Source organism: Krasilnikovia cinnamomea (assembly GCF_004217545.1).
GTDB classification, from domain to species: domain Bacteria; phylum Actinomycetota; class Actinomycetes; order Mycobacteriales; family Micromonosporaceae; genus Actinoplanes; species Actinoplanes cinnamomeus.
In genome coordinates this window covers 4301911-4320842 of sequence record NZ_SHKY01000001.1, presented here as the reverse complement: position 1 = coordinate 4320842, position 18932 = coordinate 4301911, and the positions used below count along the sequence as shown (strand labels likewise).

The following is an 18932-nucleotide window of genomic DNA, read 5'->3' as shown; positions in this document are numbered from 1 at the left end:
CTCCCCTGAGGTTGAGGCACGTGTGTGTGCGTGCCCTTCCAGAGTAAGCGCTGCACACACCCACTGGGTGTGGCACCACCTGTGAGCAGGCTGAGAGTGCCCGGGACGGGTCTCGAACCCGCACGCCTTTCGGGCAGCCGCTTTTAAGGCGGCCGTGTCTGCCATTCCACCACCCGGGCGAGTCCAGCCCTCACCGTAGCGAACGCCGCCCGTCCGGCGGCGGACCGGACGGGCAGAACCCGCCGGGACGTCCGGCCCCAAATGCCCCGGACCGCGACGCGGACCGGGGCATCGTGTCGTCAGCGGGCGCCGGCACCCACCGGGCTGCTCGCCCGGTCGCCGGCCAGCGGCGGCGTCACGTCGGTGAACTCCTCGCGCGGCTTGTGCAGCTGGCCCAGCGAGACGACCTCACGCTTGAAGATCAGGGCCAGCGTCCAGTCGGCCACCACGCGGGTCTTGCGGTTCAGCGAGGGGATCCGGCTCATGTGGTACGTACGGTGCATGATCCACGCCGGGTAGCCCTTGAGCTTGATGCCGTACACCTTCGCCACGCCCTTGTGCAGGCCGAGGCTGGCGACGCTGCCGGCGTACTTGTGCTTGTAGTCCTTCGGGGCGCCGCCCAGGACGACCTGGCGGATGTTGTCCGCGAGGACCTTGGCCTGGCGGACCGCGTGCTGCGCGCTGGGCGAGCAGAACGCGCCCGGGTTGGCCAGGTCGGGGACCTGGGCGCAGTCGCCCGCGCTCCACGCCCCGTCGAGCACCTTGTCGCCGTCGACCACCTGCAGGGTGGGCTTGCAGGTGACGTGCCCGCGCGGGCCGCGCGGCAGGTCGGTGCGGTCCAGCATCGGCGACGGCTTGACCCCGGCCGTCCACACCAGCGTCTCGGTGCGGAACTCGTCGCCGTCGGAGAGCCGGACGACGCCGCCCACACACGACTCCAGGCGGGTGTCCAGGCGCAGGTCGATGCCGCGGCCGGCGAGCTGGCGGGCGGCGTACGCGCCCATGTCGGGGCCGACCTCGGGCAGAATCCGGTTGGTCGCCTCGACGAGGACGAAGCGGACTTCGTCCTGGCGCAGCTCGGGGTAGACCTTGAGGGCGTCGCGGACCACGTCCTCCATCTCGGCCAGCGCCTCGATGCCCGCGTAGCCGCCGCCGACGAAGACGAACGTCAGAGCCGCCCTGCGTACCTCGGGGTCGGGGGTGACCGCGGCCACGTCCAACTGGTCGAGGATGTGGTTGCGCAGGAAGATGGCCTCACCGATGGTCTTGAAGCCGATGCCGTGCTCGCGCAGGCCGGGGACCGGCAGGGTACGCGACACGGAGCCGGGCGCCACGATGATGTGGTCGTACGACAGCTCGGTCGTGGGGCCCTCGATCGGCGCGATGGTGACCGTCTTGCGGGCGTGCTCGATGCGGGTGACCTCGCCGGAGATGATGCGGCACCGCTTGAGGGCGCGGCGCAGCGGCACCACGGAGTGACGCGGGGAGATGTTGCCGGCCGCCGCCTCGGGCAGGAACGGCTGGTACGTCATGTGCGGCTGCGGGTCGATCACGACCACTTCGGCCCGGCGCGCCGAGAGCTTCTTCGACAGGCGCAGGGCGGCGTACAGCCCCACGTGTCCTGCCCCTACGACGACGATGCGCTGCGGTTTCACGTGTTTATTGTCGCCCGTTCGCGCCGGGAGCGCCTCGGGATGTGACGTAACACAAAGCCCGCTGTCAAGTGCCGTTACGCACGTATTTCCGGAAGGTGGCGGGGGCCGCCGGGACCCGGCCGGACGGTTTCCGCCAGCCCCCTGATCGGGCCGCAGGATCTCCGCCCTAAGGGCGGCGTAGGAGCCGGGCCAGGAGCATGGTGAGGCCGACCGCGGCAGCCAGCCCGGCCAGCGTGGCGACCAGGAACGCGCCGCCGGCCAGGTCGGTGGTCAGGCCCAGCGCCAGCACCGTGAGCACCGCCGAGACCAGCGTCACCGCACCGGCCCGCAGCAGCCAGCCGGTCACCACGTCGGTGTCGACCTCGGCGTCGGTGGGCAGCACGGCGGCCAGCGCGGTCAGCGTGTGCGCCAGGTACAGCAGGGTGGCCAGGGCCAGCACCCGCCACAGCGCGACCCGGGCGTCGTACCAGGCGGTGTCGAGGATCCAGCCGCCGACCGCGGCGACGGCGGCCACGGTGGCGCCCCGGCCGCGCGGGGCCAACGCCGGGTACACCGCGACCGCGGCGATGAACACCGCGAACCGGCCGGTCAGCACCGGCACCGGCCAGGCCACGGTGACCGCCAGCAGGCCGCACACCGCGACCCCGGCCCGGACCAGCATCGGCACGAGGGTGGCCCGGCGCACCGTGGTGCGGGCCCGTTCGATCCGCTGGGTCAGCGTCCCGAGCACGGCCACCACCTCCGGCGCGGCGTCGACGGATCGGACACGGTCAGCGCCCCCTCGGCGCGGAGGCCGTCCGGGCCACGTCGCGCAGCACCAGGTCGAGGCTGCCCGCACCGGCCCAGGTCACCACGGGGACGCCGTGCTCGCGCAGGCGGCCCAGCACGTTCTCCCGTTCGAGGCGCCACAGGCGGGTGGCCAGCGGGGTCCAGGCGCTGCGCCGCGGCGGGGTCACCTCGGCGGGCAGGGTGTCCACCGCGACCGTGAACCGGCCCGACTGGGCCAGCTGGGCCAGCATGTCGGCGGCGCGCGGGTCGACCAGCGGGGTCAGCACCACGACCAGGGCGTCGGAGGAGATGTGCTGCATGCCGAGGAGGTGCTCGGAGGGGTCCGCGTCCGAGACGTCCGCGCGCACGTCGAGCAGCCACTCCAGGGCGGTCAGGTACTGGCGGCGGCCGGTGGCGGGGCGCAGCCGCCGGGCGGACTGGCCGTACTCCAGAAGCGACACCCGGTCGCCGCGCTGCAGATAGTGCTCGGCGATCGCCGCGGCCGCCCGGACCGTCGTGTCGAGCACGGAGGCGCTGCCCCGGATCCCGCCGGAGCGGCCCGCCTCGCCGAGCACGTCGAGCAGCAGCAGCACCTCGGCGTCGCGGTCCGACAGGGTGGCCGCCACGTGCAGGTCACGGGTACGCAGTGACACCCGCCAGTCGATGCGGCGCAGCCGGTCGCCGGGGGCGAACGGGCGTACCCCGGCCAGCTCGCCGCCCTCGCCGGGGCGCCGGGACCGGTGGTTGCCGACCAGCCCGGCCGCCGCGGGCATCGCGTCGACGGCCGCGAACGGCTCGGTGACCGGGTACACCCGGACCGCGCTCGCGGGGGTGAGCACCGGACGGCAGGCCAGCAGGCCACCGCACGCGGCGACCCGGGCGGCCGCCGGGCCCACGTCGTGGCGGCCCCAGCGCAGGGCCTCGCCGGGCAGGTCGATCGCGCGCCAGCGCTGCGACCGTACGGTGATCCCGAAGGGCCGGTCGGCCTTCTCCAGCCGCAGCCACGGCGACGTCCGGGTGCGCACCACGACCAGGTCGTACGTGATGCCGTCGGGGTTGGCGACGGTGAGCCCCGCGGTGACCTTGCCGCCCTCGACGACGTGTTCGGCGTCGGCCTCGATGGTGATCTCGGGGGCGGCGCGGGGCATCCGGCGCAGCCCCACCGCCGCGCCGATCGCGAACGGCGCCGCCAGCAGCACCAGATCCACCCGCCCCAGGGCGACCCCGAGCACCAGCAGCAGGCCGGTGAGCAGCACCGCCCGCCCGAGCGCCCGGGTCGGCACCCAGGTCGGAGCCCCGTCGTCCGCCGCGTTGTTCATTGCCGCGGATACCCGCTCGGCAGCGCGCCGCTGGCCGGGGCGGGCACCGCGGCCAGCACCTCGTGCACCACGAAGGACGGGTCGACGCGGCGCAGCCACATCTCCGGACGCAGCGTGATCCGGTGCGCCAGCGCCGGGACGGCCACCTCCTTGACGTCCTCGGGCACCACGAAGTCACGCCCGGCCATGGCGGCGCGGGCCCGGGCCAGCAGCAGCAGGGCCAGCGAGCCGCGCGGCGACGAGCCGACCAGCGCGGAGCCGTGCTCGCGGGTGGCCGAGGTCAGCGCGACGATGTACCGGCCGATCGAGTCCTCCACGGCCACGGTCTCCAGCGACGCCTGCATCGCCTGCAGGGTGCGCGCGTCGACCACGGGGGCGAGCTGGGCCTCCTCCTGGCGGCGCGCCATCCGGCGGCGCAGCACGTCCCACTCCTCCTCGGCGGTGGGGTAACCGAACGAGACCCGCAGCATGAACCGGTCGAGCTGGGCCTCGGGCAGCGGGTACGTGCCCTCGTACTCGATCGGGTTGGCGGTGGCCAGCACGTGGAACGGCGGCTCCAGCCGGTAGGTGACGCCCTCCACGGAGACCTGCTTCTCCTGCATGGCCTCCAGCAGGGCCGCCTGGGTCTTCGGCGGGGTCCGGTTGATCTCGTCGGCCAGCAGCATGTTGGTGAAGACCGGGCCCGCGCGGAACGCGAAGTCGCCCTTGCGCTGGTCGTAGAGGAATGAGCCGGTGACGTCGGCGGGCAGCAGGTCGGGGGTGAACTGCAGCCGCCGGAAGTCGAGACCCAGGGCCTGGGCGAAGGAGCGGGCGGTCAGCGTCTTGCCGAGCCCCGGCAGGTCCTCCAGCAGCACGTGGCCGCCCGCGAGGATGCCCGCGAGCACCAGTTCCAGCGAGTCCCGCTTGCCGACCACCACGGTGCCGACGGAGTCCAGGACCGCGCCCGCCAGCCGCCCCACCTCGTAGGGCGGCATCACCTCCACGCGTGCGTCCGTCACGAATCCGCCCTTCTCACAGTCGTTCCAGTGTTTCCACGTACGCGGCCAGATCGCGCCCCTTCGGCGGGCGCCGGCCGGGCTCCGCGAGGGTCTGCCACAGCGCCTCGCCCAGCAGCTCACGGGCCCGGCGCGGGTCGGATGCCCGGGTGATGCCGTGCCGCAGCCGCAACCGCTCGTCGGTGAGCTCGGCGATGACGGGCAGGACGTTACGCGAGTACTGGTCGGCGTCGCTCTGCGCCCAGTCCAGCCGCAGCTCCCAGCGGCGCACCGCGGCCCGCAGCGCGTCCCCGCCCTGGCTCAGGTGTTCGGAATCGGCGGGACGGGACGTGGCCCGCGGCGGCGCGGGCGCCGCCACCTGCGAGACGGCCAGCATCAGCAGCCGCAGCGCCACGAACGCGGCGACGATCAGCAGCAGCGACACGGAGATCCCCGCCGAGCGCAGCGCCGCCACGGTCACCACGGTCGCGGCGACCACCAGCAGCACATTGCGGACGATCCAGGCCGTCCGCGAGCGCGGCCTGCGCACCTCCGGCAGATCCGGTACGGGCTCCGCCGCGCTGGAGAACAGGTCGTCGAGCCCGCCGTCGCGTTCACTCATGGCGCGCTCACCCGCCGTACCCGCTCGCTCATCGGGCGGCCACCTCCGCGCCCAGGTCGGCGCGGAGCTGCTGCAGCGCCGTGCGGGCCTGGCCGCGCATCCGCTCGTCGACCGTGTGCGTGGTGGCGTACCGGGCCTCCCGGTACACCGCGGCGAAGGCCGCCAGCACCTGGGCGTCGACGTGCTGCTCGGCCAGCAGCCGGGCGATCAGGTCGGTCGGGGTGTCGCCCGGGTGGCGCGGAGTGCCCGCCGCGGCGGCGGCCTGCTCCAGCCGTACCCAGCAGGCGATGACCGCCCGGCGCGGGTCGCGGTCGGCGTCGGACAGCTCGTCCAGGCCCGCGTCCAGCACCGCCACGATGTCTTCGGCGCTGCCCGGTTCCGCCTGACGGGTGACGCGGCGGCCACCCCGGCGGGCCCGGCGGCGCGCCTGATCGCGGACCAGCGCCCAGACGATCAGCGCCAGCACGATCAGACCCGTCACGACGAGTACGGCGACCGCGGCCGTACCGACCCAGTCGGGCAGGCCGCTCGCCGCCTCGGGGGTCGGCGCGCTCGACGGGGTGGCCTCGGCGCCGGACGGCCCGGGCGTGGGCTCGGACGGCGGCAGCAACGGCGCCGCGGTGGTGGCGACCGCCTCCTCGGGGGTGATCCGCTCCAACTGCGGCGCCGACCGGGTCGCGGCCAGGGCGGCAAGGAACAGCAGCCCGAGCACGGCGGCCACGGGCCACCAGCGGCGCAATGCGGCGAGGTCCACTCTCAGGCCCTGTTCCGTGGCTCCGGGGTTGGCGGTCGAGGTGGAATCATGCCAGGCCCGCCAGCTCTTTGGCACGACCGAAGACGTCGTCCAGCATCGCGGGCGTCAGCCTCCCGGTGAACGTGTTCTGCTGACTCACGTGGTAGCAGCCCAGCAGGTCCGGCATTTCTGGCACTTCGGGCAGGCTGACGTGGGCGCCGTGACCGAAGGCGGGGCGGGGGCTGGGCGGCCGGTGGCCGTACACCGCGCGGGCGGCGGGCCACCACGCGGCCCAGGCGAACGCGCCGAGCGCCACCACCACTCGCAACGTCGGCCGGATCAGGGCCAGCTCGCGGTGCAGCCACGGGGCGCAGGTGTCGCGTTCGGCCGGTGACGGCTTGTTGTCGGGCGGGGCGCACCGTACCGCCGCGAAGATCCGGGTGTGCGCCAGAGTGAGACCGTCGTCGGCCGCGACGCTGGTCGGCTGGTTGGCCAGCCCGGCCCGGTGCAACGCCGCGAACAGCACATCCCCCGAACGGTCCCCGGTGAAGATGCGGCCGGTGCGGTTGCCGCCGTGCGCGGCGGGAGCCAGGCCCAGAATGCCGATGACCGCGTCGGACGTCCCGTAGCCGGGCACCGGGCGCCCCCAGTAGGTCTGGTCACGGAACGCGGCGCGGCGCTCGGCCGCGACCCGCTCCCGCCAGGCGACCAGGCGGGGGCAGGCGAAACAGTCGGCCACGGCGGCGTCGAGGGCGGGCAGGTCGGGGGCGGCGGCCGCGCGGGCCACCACCTCATCCGGGGTACGGGTGGTCACCGCACCAGCAGAGCACTTCCCACGTACGCCGGGCCGGGCGGGTGGTTCCTGGCCGTGCCCAGCCCCGGGGGTGTCCGCGCGGCCAGCCCTCCGATCCTGCGCGACGCGGTCACGGATTGCTCGGCGGCGGCGTCGGTCGTGTCCGGGTTCGCCCATCGGCAAAGATGCGGACTTCCGGTCAGCCCCACACCTCAACTCACCAACATCCAGTGGTCAGGCGGCCAGCAACCGGGAACAGGCGCGGCCCCAAGGCTGCGCGCCGCGAACGTTGAAGACATTCGGTCAGCCACGCACCGCAAGTCACCAACATCCAGAGTTCAAGGCGGTCAGTCGGAGGCGAGTTCGAACTCGCCGTTCTTGACGCCGTCGAGGAACCGGGTCCAGGCATCCGGGTCGAAGGTCAGCACCGGGCCGAACCGGTCCTTGCTGTCACGCACACCGACCACACCGGGGACGTTCTTGGCGACCTCGACGCACGAGTTGCCGCCCGTGTCGCTGCGAGTCGACTTGCGCCAGACGGCGCCGGTCAGGTCTGCCATCTTGCCAGCACCTCCTTGATCAGCCCTATCGACTGCATCCGGGGCAACGCTTCACCACGGATCGCCTCCCATCTCTTGATCAGGCTATCAACGGCATCACGCCGATGAAGCACCTGCACGGGCCACGGGGTGTCCATCATGGCCACCTCGAACTCGTCTCCCTTGCTGATGACGAATGGCCCAGCCAGGCCCGCATAGGCGCCCGCGGCTGCCGGTACGACGTTAATCTGAATGGTGGATCTGTCCGCGCAACGCAGCAGGTGTTCGCACTGCGCCGCCATCGTCTCGGGACTGCCCACGGGTCGGCGCAGTGTTCCCTCATCGATGATCGCAAGGAGATGCGGCGGCCGTGGCGCCCTGAGGACCTCCTGGCGCTCCAGCCGAGCAACGACGCGCCGCTCGACCTCTTCGTCGTCGATGAGCCTGGACCCCGCGAAGATCGCGCGGGCGTAGTCCTCCGTCTGCAGCAGGCCCGGAACGATTGACGGGTCGAACCATCTGACGAGTGTCGCCTCGCGCTCGAAAACGAGCCAGTCCCGAAACCAGACCGGCGATTGATCGGTGCGGACCAGGTTGTCGAGCAGGCGCTGGAAGAGGCCGCCCGTATCCAAGGCACGGTCCACGCCTGCGAGATAGTCCCGGGTGGGTGGGCGTTGGCCGTTTTCTACGGCGCTGACCAGGGATGACGAGTAGTTGATGGCCTTGCCGAGGTCTTCCTGGCTGAGGCCGGCGGCCGAGCGCGAACGCCGTAACTCGTTCACCAGGAAGCTCGACGCTGACTCCGACACCTCGGCCATCGCACACTCCCGCCACACGTCCGCCGGGCTCCGCCACACGTCCCCACGGGCCCGGGGCCGGGCACACGGCACCGCCGGGGACCGGCGCAAGAGCTTCCGAGCGTATCGATGCCGTCACCAGACTGTGAAGACACGCAGGAATGATGCCGGGAGGCGGAGATGGAACTGGTGATGGTGATCGGTCCGGCGCTGGCGGTGGGGTTCTCGCGGGGCTGCTGACGTTCCGGCAGAAGAGCCGGTGGTGCCCGGCGTGCGGGGCTACCCTCGCCTGCCCCGATGCCAACCGTCACGCCGCCCGAGGGTGGCGGATCTGACCATGGTGGACGCGCTGGAACCTGCGGAACCGGGCGGCGCGGCGCCCGCCACGCCGCCCGGGCACCGTCAGGACTTGGGCTTGAGGCAGAGCAGGTAACCGTCGCCGGACTCGCCGGCGACGGCGAGGTACTGCTCGCCCTCCTTGACGTACTTCTCGCAGGCGCCGTTGTTGACGTCGGTGACGCCGTCGACGCGGCCCAGGACGACGAAGGCGGCATCGCGGGAAGCGCAGTCGACCATCGTCATCTTCGCGACGCCCCGCTCGCCGACCTTGACATCCTTGGCGGCCTCGGAGGCGAGGCAGTCGCCGGCCTTGGCGTCCTTGGTCGGGTCGGCGAACATGCCCACCACCACTCCGCCGACGACGACCAGGACGAGCACGAGCACGGCGACGACGGCCAGGATGATCCAGACGGCCTTCGACTTCTTCTTCTTCGGCGCGGCGGACCCGGCCTTCGGGCCGGAGACAGCGGCCTTCGGGTCGACGGCGGCGGCCTTGGCGTCGGAGACGGCGGCGTTCGGGTCGGAGGCGGGGGTGTTGCCGCCCTCGGGGGCGGGGGTCGGCCCAACCGGGTTGCTCACTTCGCGTCCTTTCGCGGAGTCGGTCGACGGCCGACCGAACACCGGACGACAACTTAGCGATCAACCCCTCGCGGGCGCGACCCCGCTCCGGTGCTGCCTACCGGCCGGGGCTGGGCGCGGCGGTCGCCGACGGGGTTCGCGGTGAGGCCGAGCCCGTCGGTCCTGCCGATGGCATCTCGAAGGGGGCGTTCTGCGGGCAATAGGGGTAGACCGACTCGTCGGCTGCGTTCGGGCCACTGCCGTCGGCGGCGACGTCGCACCAGGGGTTGCCCAGGTGGATCGGGGTGCCGTCCTGATCGAACAGCCGCGCCCCTTTGACCAGCCGACCCTGCTGGTCGTAGACAAACACATCCTGGACATTTCCGTACGGGTCGCTGTAGCCGACGTCGGTGTATTCGGGGTCGAGGCTGTTGCTGTCGGCGAGGGTGAAGCCGCCCAGCGCGACGATCACCAGGATGACGGACGCGGCGTACAGCGCGTACCGGGGCCAGTGGGTGAGATTGACCGTCCGGCGGCCGACCCAGATCGAGCCGAGGACGCCGGCGGCCAGCAGCACCAGCGCCACCGCCTCGCTGCCGCCGATGCGCGGGAGCAGCCCGATGGACTGGCCGCTGTCGTCCAGGATGCCGGCGAGGACCATCGCGACGAGGTAGCCGCGCAGCACCCACCACGCGGGGCGCAGCATGGCCAGGAACTCGCTGGCCCGCGCGGCGCCGAACAACGGCCCGAGGCGCCGGTCGACGATGCCGAGCCCGCGCCGCAGCTCCTGGCCCAGCTCGCGGAGCCGGTCGGGGCTGGGCGGCGGCGGGTCGGGGAAGCCACCGACGAAGCCCGCGCTGGTACGCAGCTCCGCCGCGTACGCGCTGGGCACCCCGAGCCGCTCGATCAGGGTGCCCTCGCCCTCAGCCAGCACCTCGGCCAGGTGCTCGGGCAGGTCCTCGAGCAGCTCGTCGCGCAGTGACTCCGGAAGGTCACCGAGGGCCGCGCGGACCGCGAAGACGTACGCGGCGATCTCGTCCTGTGCCGTTCCGTTCACGCCGTCCCCCGCTCCCGAAGCAGATCGTTCATGGTGGATGCGAAGCCGTACCACACCTTGCCACCGCGCTGCAACTCCGCTCGGCCAGCAGGATTCAACGCGTAGTACTTGCGATGTGGACCCTCGTCGCTCGGCACGACGTACGTGGTCAGGTAGCCGGCGTTGAACAGGCGCCGCAGCGTGCCGTACACGGAAGCGTCGCCGACGTCGGCGAGGCCCGCGGCGCGCAGCCGCCGCAGGATGTCGTAGCCGTAGCCGTCCTCCTCGCACAGCACCGCCAGCACGGCCAGATCCAGGACCCCCTTGAGCAGCTGGGTCGTATCCACGCGGTGCACGGTAGTCCGCAGTGCGAAATACCGTCAAGCTGGCGGCCCCTCAGCCAGAACTTGAAGAGTTCCGGTCAGCTGCGCACCCGAACTCATCAAGATCCGAGCCGATGCAGCCCGAATGCCGACCACCGCGAGGGTCGCGGCCAGCACGACACCTGCCGTCAGTGATGAGTTTCGGTGCCGAGCTATCCGGAAGTCCCCAAGATCGAAGCCAGCAAGCGTCAACTGGCGAGACTCCAGGCGATGCCGTCGAGGATGTCGTGTTCGCTGGCGACCACAGTGGACGCGCCGGCATGCTCCATGACGGTCCGCAGGATGAGGGCGCCCGCGGCGATCACGTCGGCGCGGCCCGGGTGCATCACCGGCAGCGCGCGGCGCTGCGCGACCGTCGCGGCCAGCAGCTCCGCGGTCACCTTCGCCACCTGCTCCTGCGACACCCGGGCGTGGTGGATGCGGCTGGCGGCGTACCCGGGAAGCCCCAGGGCCAGGGCGGTCACGGTGGTGACCGAACCGGCCAGCCCGACCAGCGTCGCCGCCGCGCGGCCGGGCACGGCCGCCAGCGCGGCATCGACCGCGTCGGCGATGTCGCGCTCCGCCGCCGCGATCTCCGTGGCGGTCGGCGGATCGGAGCGCAGGTGCCGCTCCGTCATCCGGACACAGCCGATGTCCACCGAGATCGCCGCCTCGACGGTACGGTCGCCCGTGACGAACTCCGTCGACCCGCCGCCGATGTCCACCACCAGGTACGGCGCCGGGGCGGCCAGCCCGCGCACCGCTCCCGTGAAGGACAGCCGGGCCTCCTCCTCGCCCGTGATCACCTCCGGGTCGACACCCAGGACCGACCGGACCATCTCCCGGAAGTCCGCGGCGTTGGAGGCGTCCCGGGACGCCGACGTGGCGCACATCCGCACCCGGGTCACGCCCAGCTCGGCGATCTCCGCCGCGTAGCCCAGCAGCGCCGTGCGGGTGCGGGCGATCGCCTCGGGAGCCAGGCGGCCCGTGCGGTCGACCCCCTCGCCCAGCCGGACGATCTCCATCCGGCGGGCCACGTCCGTCAGTGAGTCGCCGACCACGTCCGCGATGAGCAGCCGGATCGAATTCGTGCCGCAGTCGATCGCCGCGGCCCTCATAGGTGCAAGAGCATTCTCGTGTTCCCCAAGGTGTTCGGCTTGACCCGTTCCAGGTCCAGGAACTCGGCGACACCCTCGTCGTACGAGCGCAGCAGTTGCTCGTACACCGCGTGCGGGACCGGGGCGCCGTCGATCTCGGTGAACCCGAACGAGCCGAAGAACGAGGTCTCGAACGTCAGGCAGAAGACCCGGGCCACACCCAGTTCCCGGGCCATGGCCAGCAGCTCCGTCACGATCCGGTGGCCGATCTTCTGGCCCCGGCAGGACGGGTCCACCGCGACCGTACGGATCTCGGCCAGGTCCTCCCACATCACGTGCAGGGCGCCGCAGCCGACCACCCGCTGGTCGGACGCGCGCACCGCGACCCAGAACTCCTGGACGCTCTCGTACAGGGTGACCGTGGCCTTGCTGAGCAGCCGCCGGTCCGTGGTGTACGTGTCCACGAGCTCACGGATGGCCTTGACGTCGGACGTGCGCGCCCGGCGGATCTCCACCTGCATTCCGTCGAGTCTAGGAAGGCTCCGGCGCCACGCAGGGACCGCCCGTCCACCACGGCCCCACGGCCTCGCGCACCTCGTCACCGAACGGGTTCACCCCGGGCCCGGCGGCCAGCGCGTGCGCCAGGTGCACGTGCAGGCACTTCACCCGTTCCGGCATGCCGCCCGCCGAGACGAACGCGATCTCCGGTACGTGCATCACGGACTCGCGGCGGGCCAGGTAGTCCTCGTGCGCCCGGGCGTACTGTCTGGCCAGCTCGGGGTCGGCGGCCAGCCGGTCCTGCATCTCGCGCATCACCCCGCCCGACTCCAGGCGGCTGCAGGCGGCGGTCGCGTTCGGGCAGGTCAGGTAGAACATCGTCGGGAACGGGGTGCCGTCGTCCAGGCGCGGCGTGGTCTCCACCACGTCCGGGTTGCCGCACGGGCAGCGGTGCGCGACCGCCCGGGTGCCGCGCGGGCGGCGGCCGAGCTGGGCTTCGACCGCGTCCAGGTCGGCCTCGGTGGGAGAGTCCATCTGCGTCATTTCTTCGGCGGGGTGTCGGCGGCGGCGACGCTCGACCACAACGTGTCGTACCAGCGGTCGGGGGCGGGGGCCGGTGGTGGCTTTCCCGCGTCGCGGGCGGCGCCGGCCGGGTCGTTGAGCACCAGCAGCGGCACCTCGCCGGGGCGGACGTAGAACAGGCGGTCGCGGGCCTGGATCCGGACGTACTCCGGGTCCTGCCACTTCTCGACCTCCTCGGTCAGGCCCTGGATCGTGGCCTGCTGGGCGGCCTGTGCCGCCTCCATCCGGGCGATCTGCGACTCCTGCGCCAGATACACCCGCACCGGATACGTGTACGCCAGCGCCAGGATGACCAGCACCGCGATCAGCACCGTGGCCCGACCCGTGAAGGCGCGCGGGCGCGGGGCGACCGTACGTTTCGTGGCGCCCGTGGCGGCGGTGCGCCGGGCCGCCGCGGGACGGCTGCCCGCGCGGTCGCCGCCGCGCCCGGCACGGGCGGCCGGGACGCGGACGGCGCTGGCGCGGGGCTCGATCCGGATGTCGCCGGTGTCGCGGGTCGCGGAGCGGGTGGGCCGGACCGCCGCGCGTCCGCCCGGACGGCCCGCCTGCCCGGGGCGGCGGGACGGGCCCTGCCCACTGGGCGTGCGGCGCTGCGTCATCCCTGCCCCTCCCCCGAGTCGGACCCGGCCGCGCGGCATCGGCTCCAGCCGAAACCTATGCCCCGCGCGGCCGGTGTCACAACTCCAACTCCCGTTACGCGGAGCGGTAGCGCGGGAACGCGCCCGCACCGGCGTAGCGGGCGGCGTCGCCCAGCTCCTCCTCGATGCGCAGCAGCTGGTTGTACTTCGCCACGCGGTCGGAGCGGGCCGGGGCGCCGGTCTTGATCTGGCCGCTGCCCACCGCGACGGCCAGGTCGGCGATCGTGACGTCCTCGGTCTCGCCGGAACGGTGGCTCATCATCGTCGTGAACCCGGCCCGGTGCGCCCGGTCCACGGCGTCCAGCGTCTCGGTGAGCGAACCGATCTGGTTTACCTTGACCAGCACCGAGTTCGCGGCGCCCTCGGCGATGCCGCGGCCGATCCGGGTCGGGTTGGTGACGAACAGGTCGTCGCCGACGATCTGCAGCTTGTCGCCGAGCTGCGTGGTCATCGCGGTCCAGCCCGCCCAGTCCTCCTCGGACAGCGGGTCCTCGATGGAGACGATCGGGTACGTCTCGGCCAGCTTGGCGTAGTAGTTGATCATCTCTTCGGTGGACTTCGGGGAGCCCTCGAAGACGTACGCGCCGTCCTTGTGAAACTCCGTCGCCGCCACGTCCATCGCCAACACGATGTCGGTGCCCAGGGCGAAGCCCGCGGCCTGCACGGCCTCGGCGATCAGGTCCAGCGCGGCCGCGTTGGTCGGCAGGTTCGGCGCGAAGCCGCCCTCGTCGCCCAGGCCGGTCGACAGACCCTTCTTCTTCAGTACGGACTTCAGCGCGTGGTAGACCTCCGCGCCCGAGCGCAGCGCCTCGCGGAACGTCGGCGCGCCGATCGGGGCGATCATGAACTCCTGCACGTCGACGTTCGAGTCGGCGTGCGCGCCACCGTTGAGGATGTTCATCATCGGCACCGGCAGCACGTGCGCGTTCGGTCCGCCGACGTAGCGGAACAGGGGCAGCTCCGCGGAGAGCGCGGCGGCCTTGGCCACCGCCAGCGAGACGCCCAGGATGGCGTTCGCGCCCAGCTCCGACTTGCTGGGGGTGCCGTCGATGTCGAGCATCTTCTCGTCGATGAGGCGCTGCTCGCTGGCCTCGTACCCGATCAGCTCGTCGGCGATCTTGTCCTCGACGTTGCTGACCGCCTTTTCGACGCCCTTGCCCAGGTAACGGCCCTTGTCGCCGTCACGCAGCTCGATCGCCTCGAACGCGCCGGTGGAGGCGCCGGACGGGACCGCGGCGCGGCCGATGGTGCCGTCGTCGAGACCGACCTCGACCTCGACGGTGGGATTGCCTCGCGAGTCGAGGATCTCACGGGCGACGATTGCTTCGATGGTGGCCATGTCTGGTGTCGCTCCTTGCGCTCGTACGGATGAGTTCCTGACCGCGACCCTGCGGCCGACCACGGCCCTGAGCGTATCGAGCCGGGGTGTGCGCCGTACGGGCGGCCGGGGAACTTCGCCCCCGGGATGCCTCAAGAACGGCCCGCTGTTGCCGATCAAGAGCGCACCATGACTACGACCACCGTGCTCCCCGAAACCGGCACCCGCGTCGAGCTCACCGCCTCCGCGGCCACCGAGCCGGTGGGCTGCGTACGGGTCGTACAGGCCGAAGGCTCCGTACTGACCCTGGCGCTGCCGCAGGCGCTGGCCCCCCGTGCCGGCGCCTTCGTGACCCTGCGCTGGGCGGCGGGCGCCCGTGGGCGGTTCGTGCTGCCCGCGGTGGTCGTCGCCGTGAACGAGAACCGGATCGAGCTGCAGCCCGCCGGTGAGCCGACGATCGAGCAGCTGCGCCGCTACGTGCGCGGCGGCGGTGGCGAGCAGGTGCTGCTGCGCCGCCCCGGCGAGATGGACACCCTGGGCTGGATCCGGGACATCAGCGAGCACAGCGTGCGGGCCCACTTCTCCGGGGTCCAGCTGGCGCCCGGCGACGAGGTCGGCCTGCTCATCGACCTCGACGGCGAGATCATCGAGGTACGGGCGACCGCCGTGAAGGCGGCCGGGCTGCCGCAGCGGGTGCCGCCGGGGCCGATGTCGGTCGAGGTCGTCGCGGTGTTCTCCGCCGACGAACCGCAGGCCAAGCTGATCCGCCGCTACGTCATGCGCCAGCAGCTCCTCAGCCGCATGCACGCCTGACCAGCTCCCGGAGTGGCTCAGACGCCGAGCAGGGTGCGCAGGTGGCGCGGCGGTGGGGAGCCGTGCGCCAGCATCGCGTCGTGCCAGGCCTTCGGGGTGGCGCCGAACGGTCGCGCCGCCGCGATCGCGCTCACCTCGGTGTAGCCGACGAAGTAGGTCGACAGCTGGGTGGAGGTGAGCAGGGCGCGGCGCCACTTGCCGGCGGCCTCGCCCTCCTCCTGGAAGCCGCGCCCGGTCATCAGGGCCATCCCGTCGGCCTCGGACAGGTCCGCGCAGTGCACCAGCTGGTCGAGGACCGCGTTGAGGCTCATCCGCAACTGCATCTTCAGCTGTTGCAGGCGCACCGGCGGGCCGCCGAAGCCCAGCCCGGCCACCAGCTCCTCCGCGTACACCGCCCAGCCCTCGACGAACGGGTCGGAACCGGCCAGCGCCCGCACCCGGGTCGCCGCGCGGAACCGGCGGGAGTGGGCGAGCTGCAGGAAGTGGCCGGGCATCGCCTCGTGGACGGTGAGGTTGCGCAGCATGTGGTTGTTGTACTCGCGGTAGAACGACTCGACGCGCGCCGCGGGCCAGCCCGACGGGGCCGGTGCGATGCAGTAGAACGTCGGCACGTCGGCCGTCTCCAGCGGGCCGGGCGGATCGCAGTAGGCCACCGCGACACCTCGGGCGAACTCCGGCATCTCCTGGATCAGGCACTCGTCGTCCGGGATCGTCATCAGGTCGTGGGCGCGGACGAAGTCGGTGGCCTCGGTCATCGTCCGCTTCGCCAGCTCGACGATCGTGGCCCCGTCGGGGTGGTCGTCGGCCAGCCGATCCAGCGCCCGGCGCACCGTCTCGTCGGTGGCCGGGCCGCCGGTCAGCTCGGCCGCCACCGCGCGCAGCTCGGCGGCGACGTCGTCGAGGTTGCGCTCGGCGCGGGACAGGACCTCGGTCGCGGGCAGCTCCGTGTCGAGGGCGTGCCACAGCCGCGCCTCCCACAGCGGGCGCCCCAGCCGTGGGTCGCGCCCGGGCTCGCCACTGTCGAGCCTGTCCCCCAGCCAGCGGCCGAACTCGGCCAGGGCATCCAGGGCGGCGGCCGCCGCGGGCTCCACCACGGGGCGCAGCCCGGGCTCCTCGGCCAGCAATTCGGGAATCTCGGTGCGGATCAGGGCCGCCGAACCGGCGAACTGGCCGACCGCGGTCTCGGCGTGCAGCCGGGGCACGTCGCTGAGCACCGCGCGGGCGGTGGCGAGCGCGTCCGGGATGGCGGCCAGCCGGGCACCGAGGCTGCCGAGCCGCTCCGCCACCGGCGCGAACGGGCGGCTGATCAGGCTGTCGAGCAGCGGGCCGGGGTTGTGCCGCAGCGGATTCCACTCGTGCTCGCGCAGGTCGCGGAGCTCGAACAGGGCCCGCTCCACCCGCGCGCTGAGGATCGCGTGGTCGACCTGCTCCTGCGGGCCGAACTCGTCGGGATCGACACCGGACAGCGCGTCGGCCGCGTCGCGCAGCATGGTGACCCGCTCGGCGACCGCCCCGGGCGACAGGTCCGGCAGCCGGTCGTCGACGCGGTGATCCCCCGCCTGCGACGCCAGCATGGGGTCGTCGGCCAGGAGGGCATCGACGATGCGCTCGGCGAGCGGCACGAAATCCGACATGCCGAGAACCTACCCGGGCGGTCCGACGTTTCCGTTCTCCGCCGCCCGCACCGCGTCGGCGTACGCGAGGGTGGCGCGGCGCAGCGCGGCCTCCGCGTCCAGGCCGGCGGCGCGCGCGTCCGCCACGACCCGCAACAGCGCGGCACCCAGCTCCGCCTCCGCCCGCGCCGCGCCGCCCGGTGTGTCCTCCGGCGGCGTGGCTGCCGGATCGGGCTCCGGTGGCAGCGGGACGGCCAGCCCGGCGCGTTCGGCACGCCGGAGTATCTCGTCGGCCAGCGACAGGGCGGGCTGGCTGCGGGCCACACCGTCCAGGACGGAGCCGCGGGCCTTCTCGGCGCGCTTGATCCGTTCCCAGTTCTCGATGATCTCCTCGACGCCCGCGACCTGCTCGCCCGCGAACACGTGCGGGTTGCGCCGGATCATCTTGTCGACCAGGCCGCCCGCCACGTCGTCGACGCTCCAGCGGTGCTCCTCGGGCCCGTCCTCGGCCAGCCGGGCGTGCAACACGACCTGCAGCAGGACGTCGCCGAGCTCCTCGCGCAACGCGTCCGGGTCGCCGTCCACGATCGCGTCGTACGCCTCGTACGCCTCCTCCAGCAGGTACGGCGCGAGGCTGGTGTGGGTCTGCTGGCGCTTCCACGGGTCGCCCCCGGGCGAGACGAGCCGGTCCATCACCGCCACCGCGTCCAGCAGCCGGGCCCCCGGCGGATCCCAGGAGCCGTAGCAGAGTTCCAGCTCGGCCAGGGCGGGTTCGCGGGCGAGGCGCAACCCGAGCTGGCGGGCGAAGTCCTGGTCACCGCCCGGGCCGGAGAGCCAGACGACCGCCCCGCCGGAACCGGGTAGGGCCGCCAGCAGCGCCTCCGGGTCCGGCGGGAGCACGGTCACCGTGACCCCGGCGGCGCGCAGGGCGTCCGCCTGCTCGCTGTCGGCGGCGGTGCACACCGGGTGGGACCGGACGAGGTCCCACGCGGCGGCGCTGAGCAGCCCGGCGGGCAGCCGGGGCGAGGTCACCAGCAGGACGATGCGGGCGGTCACCGGCGGGCGCTCCAAGTGGTCGGCACGGCCGGGCGTCGCCGAGCGCCCCGGGCCTCAGGCAAGGTCGGTGACCGGCACGGCGTCCCCGCCCGCAGTACCGAAGGTCACCTCGATCAACGGCAGGTTCTCACCCTTGGGACCCTGGACGGTGTAGAGCGGCAGCGTCGGCACCGGGTAGCGGGGGTTCACCTTGATGTCGAGCGCGTCGATCCGAGGCTGCAACGCGTTGCGCAGGCCGATGAAGGGTGCCAGCGACTGCTTGTCCTGATCGGTGATGCTGGCCGCGAACTGCTCGAAGGTCGGGTTGCCCGGCAGCGGGCCAGCGGCGCTGAGCCGCTCGAAGATTCCGCGCATGTCCTCGTCGGTCACCGTCGCGGGCGCCGCCTTCTGCTTCAGCAGGGTCACCCACGCCTGGAACTCGGCGGCCAGGCCGACCAGCTCGGCGTCCGGCGAGAGGTTGAGCGACTGGGCGATCTCGGCGGCGGACTGCGCCGTCACGGTGAGGCCCTGGTCCTTGCCCACCTTGCGCAGCGCCTCCAGGCGGATCAGCAGGCTGCTGATGTCCTTGCGCTCGAACGGCATCTGCTTCTGGCCGGTCTGCGGATCCGGCTGCAGCCGCGCCTCGGTGTCGTCCCATACCCACTGCAGCTCCTGCTCGGTGACCACCTTGGCCGGGCCGAAGTACGACACCGCGTCCGGCGCCGACCGGCAGGCGGTCAGAGCGCTCACGGCAAGGGCGGCGACGGCGACGAAAGCGGCGAGTCGGCGAGCACGTGGCATGGTGAGAACTCTCTCATGCGGGGGCCGGAAAGCGCCGCCGAC

The 18932-nt window shown here is 72.8% G+C and carries 21 protein-coding genes and 1 tRNA gene; 1 reads left to right on the top strand and 21 read right to left on the bottom strand.

Annotation, left to right across the window (positions count from 1 at the left end):
* Positions 1–97: 97 nt before the first annotated feature.
* The 18 genes from EV385_RS19620 to eno form a co-directional block, all read right to left on the bottom strand.
* A tRNA-Leu gene (locus tag EV385_RS19620) sits at positions 98–179 on the bottom strand.
* Positions 180–299: 120 nt separating this feature from the next.
* Positions 300–1655 carry an NAD(P)/FAD-dependent oxidoreductase gene (locus EV385_RS19615; RefSeq protein WP_130510781.1) on the bottom strand — a complete coding sequence of 452 codons (1356 nt, stop codon included), beginning with the start codon at positions 1653–1655 and terminating at the stop codon, positions 300–302.
* A 166-nt stretch (positions 1656–1821) separates the two neighbouring features.
* Positions 1822–2385: a hypothetical protein gene (locus EV385_RS19610; RefSeq protein WP_130510780.1), complete on the bottom strand. Its 564-nt coding sequence runs from the start codon at positions 2383–2385 to the stop codon at positions 1822–1824.
* A 40-nt stretch (positions 2386–2425) separates the two neighbouring features.
* A complete protein-coding gene (locus EV385_RS19605; protein WP_130510779.1) occupies positions 2426–3742 on the bottom strand; it encodes a DUF58 domain-containing protein in 1317 nt (438 codons plus the stop codon).
* Positions 3739–4716, bottom strand: a complete 978-nt coding sequence (locus tag EV385_RS19600) for an AAA family ATPase (protein WP_130513427.1) — start codon at positions 4714–4716, stop codon at positions 3739–3741. Before EV385_RS19600 ends, EV385_RS19605 begins: the two co-directional genes overlap by 4 nt.
* Positions 4717–4753: 37 nt before the next feature.
* Positions 4754–5338 carry a hypothetical protein gene (locus EV385_RS19595; RefSeq protein ID WP_130510778.1) on the bottom strand — a complete coding sequence of 195 codons (585 nt, stop codon included), beginning with the start codon at positions 5336–5338 and terminating at the stop codon, positions 4754–4756.
* 28 nt (positions 5339–5366) lie between these two features.
* Positions 5367–6092: a DUF4129 domain-containing protein gene (locus tag EV385_RS19590; RefSeq protein ID WP_130510777.1), complete on the bottom strand. Its 726-nt coding sequence runs from the start codon at positions 6090–6092 to the stop codon at positions 5367–5369.
* A 46-nt stretch (positions 6093–6138) separates the two neighbouring features.
* Positions 6139–6861 carry a uracil-DNA glycosylase gene (locus EV385_RS19585; protein ID WP_130513426.1) on the bottom strand — a complete coding sequence of 241 codons (723 nt, stop codon included), beginning with the start codon at positions 6859–6861 and terminating at the stop codon, positions 6139–6141.
* Positions 6862–7211: 350 nt separating this feature from the next.
* The gene (locus EV385_RS19580) at positions 7212–7424 is read right to left on the bottom strand and encodes a DUF397 domain-containing protein (RefSeq protein ID WP_130510776.1); all 213 of its coding nucleotides are present in this window, start codon (positions 7422–7424) and stop codon (positions 7212–7214) included.
* Complete coding sequence (locus EV385_RS19575) at positions 7412–8221, bottom strand: helix-turn-helix domain-containing protein (RefSeq protein WP_130510775.1); 810 nt, start codon at positions 8219–8221, stop codon at positions 7412–7414. Before EV385_RS19575 ends, EV385_RS19580 begins: the two co-directional genes overlap by 13 nt.
* Before the next feature lie 381 nt (positions 8222–8602).
* Positions 8603–9118, bottom strand: coding sequence for an LppU/SCO3897 family protein (locus EV385_RS19570; RefSeq protein ID WP_130510774.1), 516 nt, complete (start codon positions 9116–9118; stop codon positions 8603–8605).
* Between the two features lie 97 nt (positions 9119–9215).
* Entirely contained in the window at positions 9216–10154 is a 939-nt protein-coding gene (locus tag EV385_RS19565; RefSeq protein ID WP_130510773.1) for an HAAS signaling domain-containing protein, read from the bottom strand.
* On the bottom strand, positions 10151–10480 hold the full coding sequence (locus EV385_RS19560) for a PadR family transcriptional regulator (RefSeq protein ID WP_130510772.1): 330 nt from the start codon (positions 10478–10480) through the stop codon (positions 10151–10153). The genes EV385_RS19565 and EV385_RS19560 overlap by 4 nt, the downstream gene beginning before the upstream one ends.
* 224 nt (positions 10481–10704) lie before the next feature.
* Entirely contained in the window at positions 10705–11613 is a 909-nt protein-coding gene (locus EV385_RS19555) for a Ppx/GppA phosphatase family protein (RefSeq protein ID WP_130510771.1), read from the bottom strand.
* Positions 11610–12113: an amino-acid N-acetyltransferase gene (locus EV385_RS19550; protein ID WP_130510770.1), complete on the bottom strand. Its 504-nt coding sequence runs from the start codon at positions 12111–12113 to the stop codon at positions 11610–11612. Before EV385_RS19550 ends, EV385_RS19555 begins: the two co-directional genes overlap by 4 nt.
* Before the next feature lie 10 nt (positions 12114–12123).
* Complete coding sequence (locus EV385_RS19545; protein ID WP_130510769.1) at positions 12124–12624, bottom strand: DUF501 domain-containing protein; 501 nt, start codon at positions 12622–12624, stop codon at positions 12124–12126.
* 5 nt (positions 12625–12629) lie between these two features.
* Entirely contained in the window at positions 12630–13271 is a 642-nt protein-coding gene (locus EV385_RS19540) for an FtsB family cell division protein (RefSeq protein WP_130510768.1), read from the bottom strand.
* A 94-nt stretch (positions 13272–13365) separates the two neighbouring features.
* Positions 13366–14649, bottom strand: coding sequence for a phosphopyruvate hydratase (gene eno / locus EV385_RS19535; protein ID WP_130510767.1), 1284 nt, complete (start codon positions 14647–14649; stop codon positions 13366–13368).
* 168 nt (positions 14650–14817) lie between these two features.
* Between eno and EV385_RS19530 the strand changes: the two genes are divergently transcribed.
* Complete coding sequence (locus EV385_RS19530) at positions 14818–15441, top strand: hypothetical protein (RefSeq protein ID WP_130510766.1); 624 nt, start codon at positions 14818–14820, stop codon at positions 15439–15441.
* A 17-nt stretch (positions 15442–15458) separates the two neighbouring features.
* On the opposite strand, the gene EV385_RS19525 is transcribed toward EV385_RS19530, so the two are convergent.
* Genes EV385_RS19525 through EV385_RS19515 form a run of 3 tightly spaced genes read right to left on the bottom strand, consistent with a single transcriptional unit; the run spans position 15459 to position 18890 of the window.
* On the bottom strand, positions 15459–17075 hold the full coding sequence (locus EV385_RS19525) for a DUF885 domain-containing protein (RefSeq protein WP_130510765.1): 1617 nt from the start codon (positions 17073–17075) through the stop codon (positions 15459–15461).
* Between the two features lie 9 nt (positions 17076–17084).
* Positions 17085–18110, bottom strand: coding sequence for a nucleoside triphosphate pyrophosphohydrolase (locus EV385_RS19520; RefSeq protein ID WP_130510764.1), 1026 nt, complete (start codon positions 18108–18110; stop codon positions 17085–17087).
* 54 nt (positions 18111–18164) lie between these two features.
* A complete protein-coding gene (locus tag EV385_RS19515; RefSeq protein WP_130510763.1) occupies positions 18165–18890 on the bottom strand; it encodes a hypothetical protein in 726 nt (241 codons plus the stop codon).
* Positions 18891–18932: the final 42 nt, after the last annotated feature.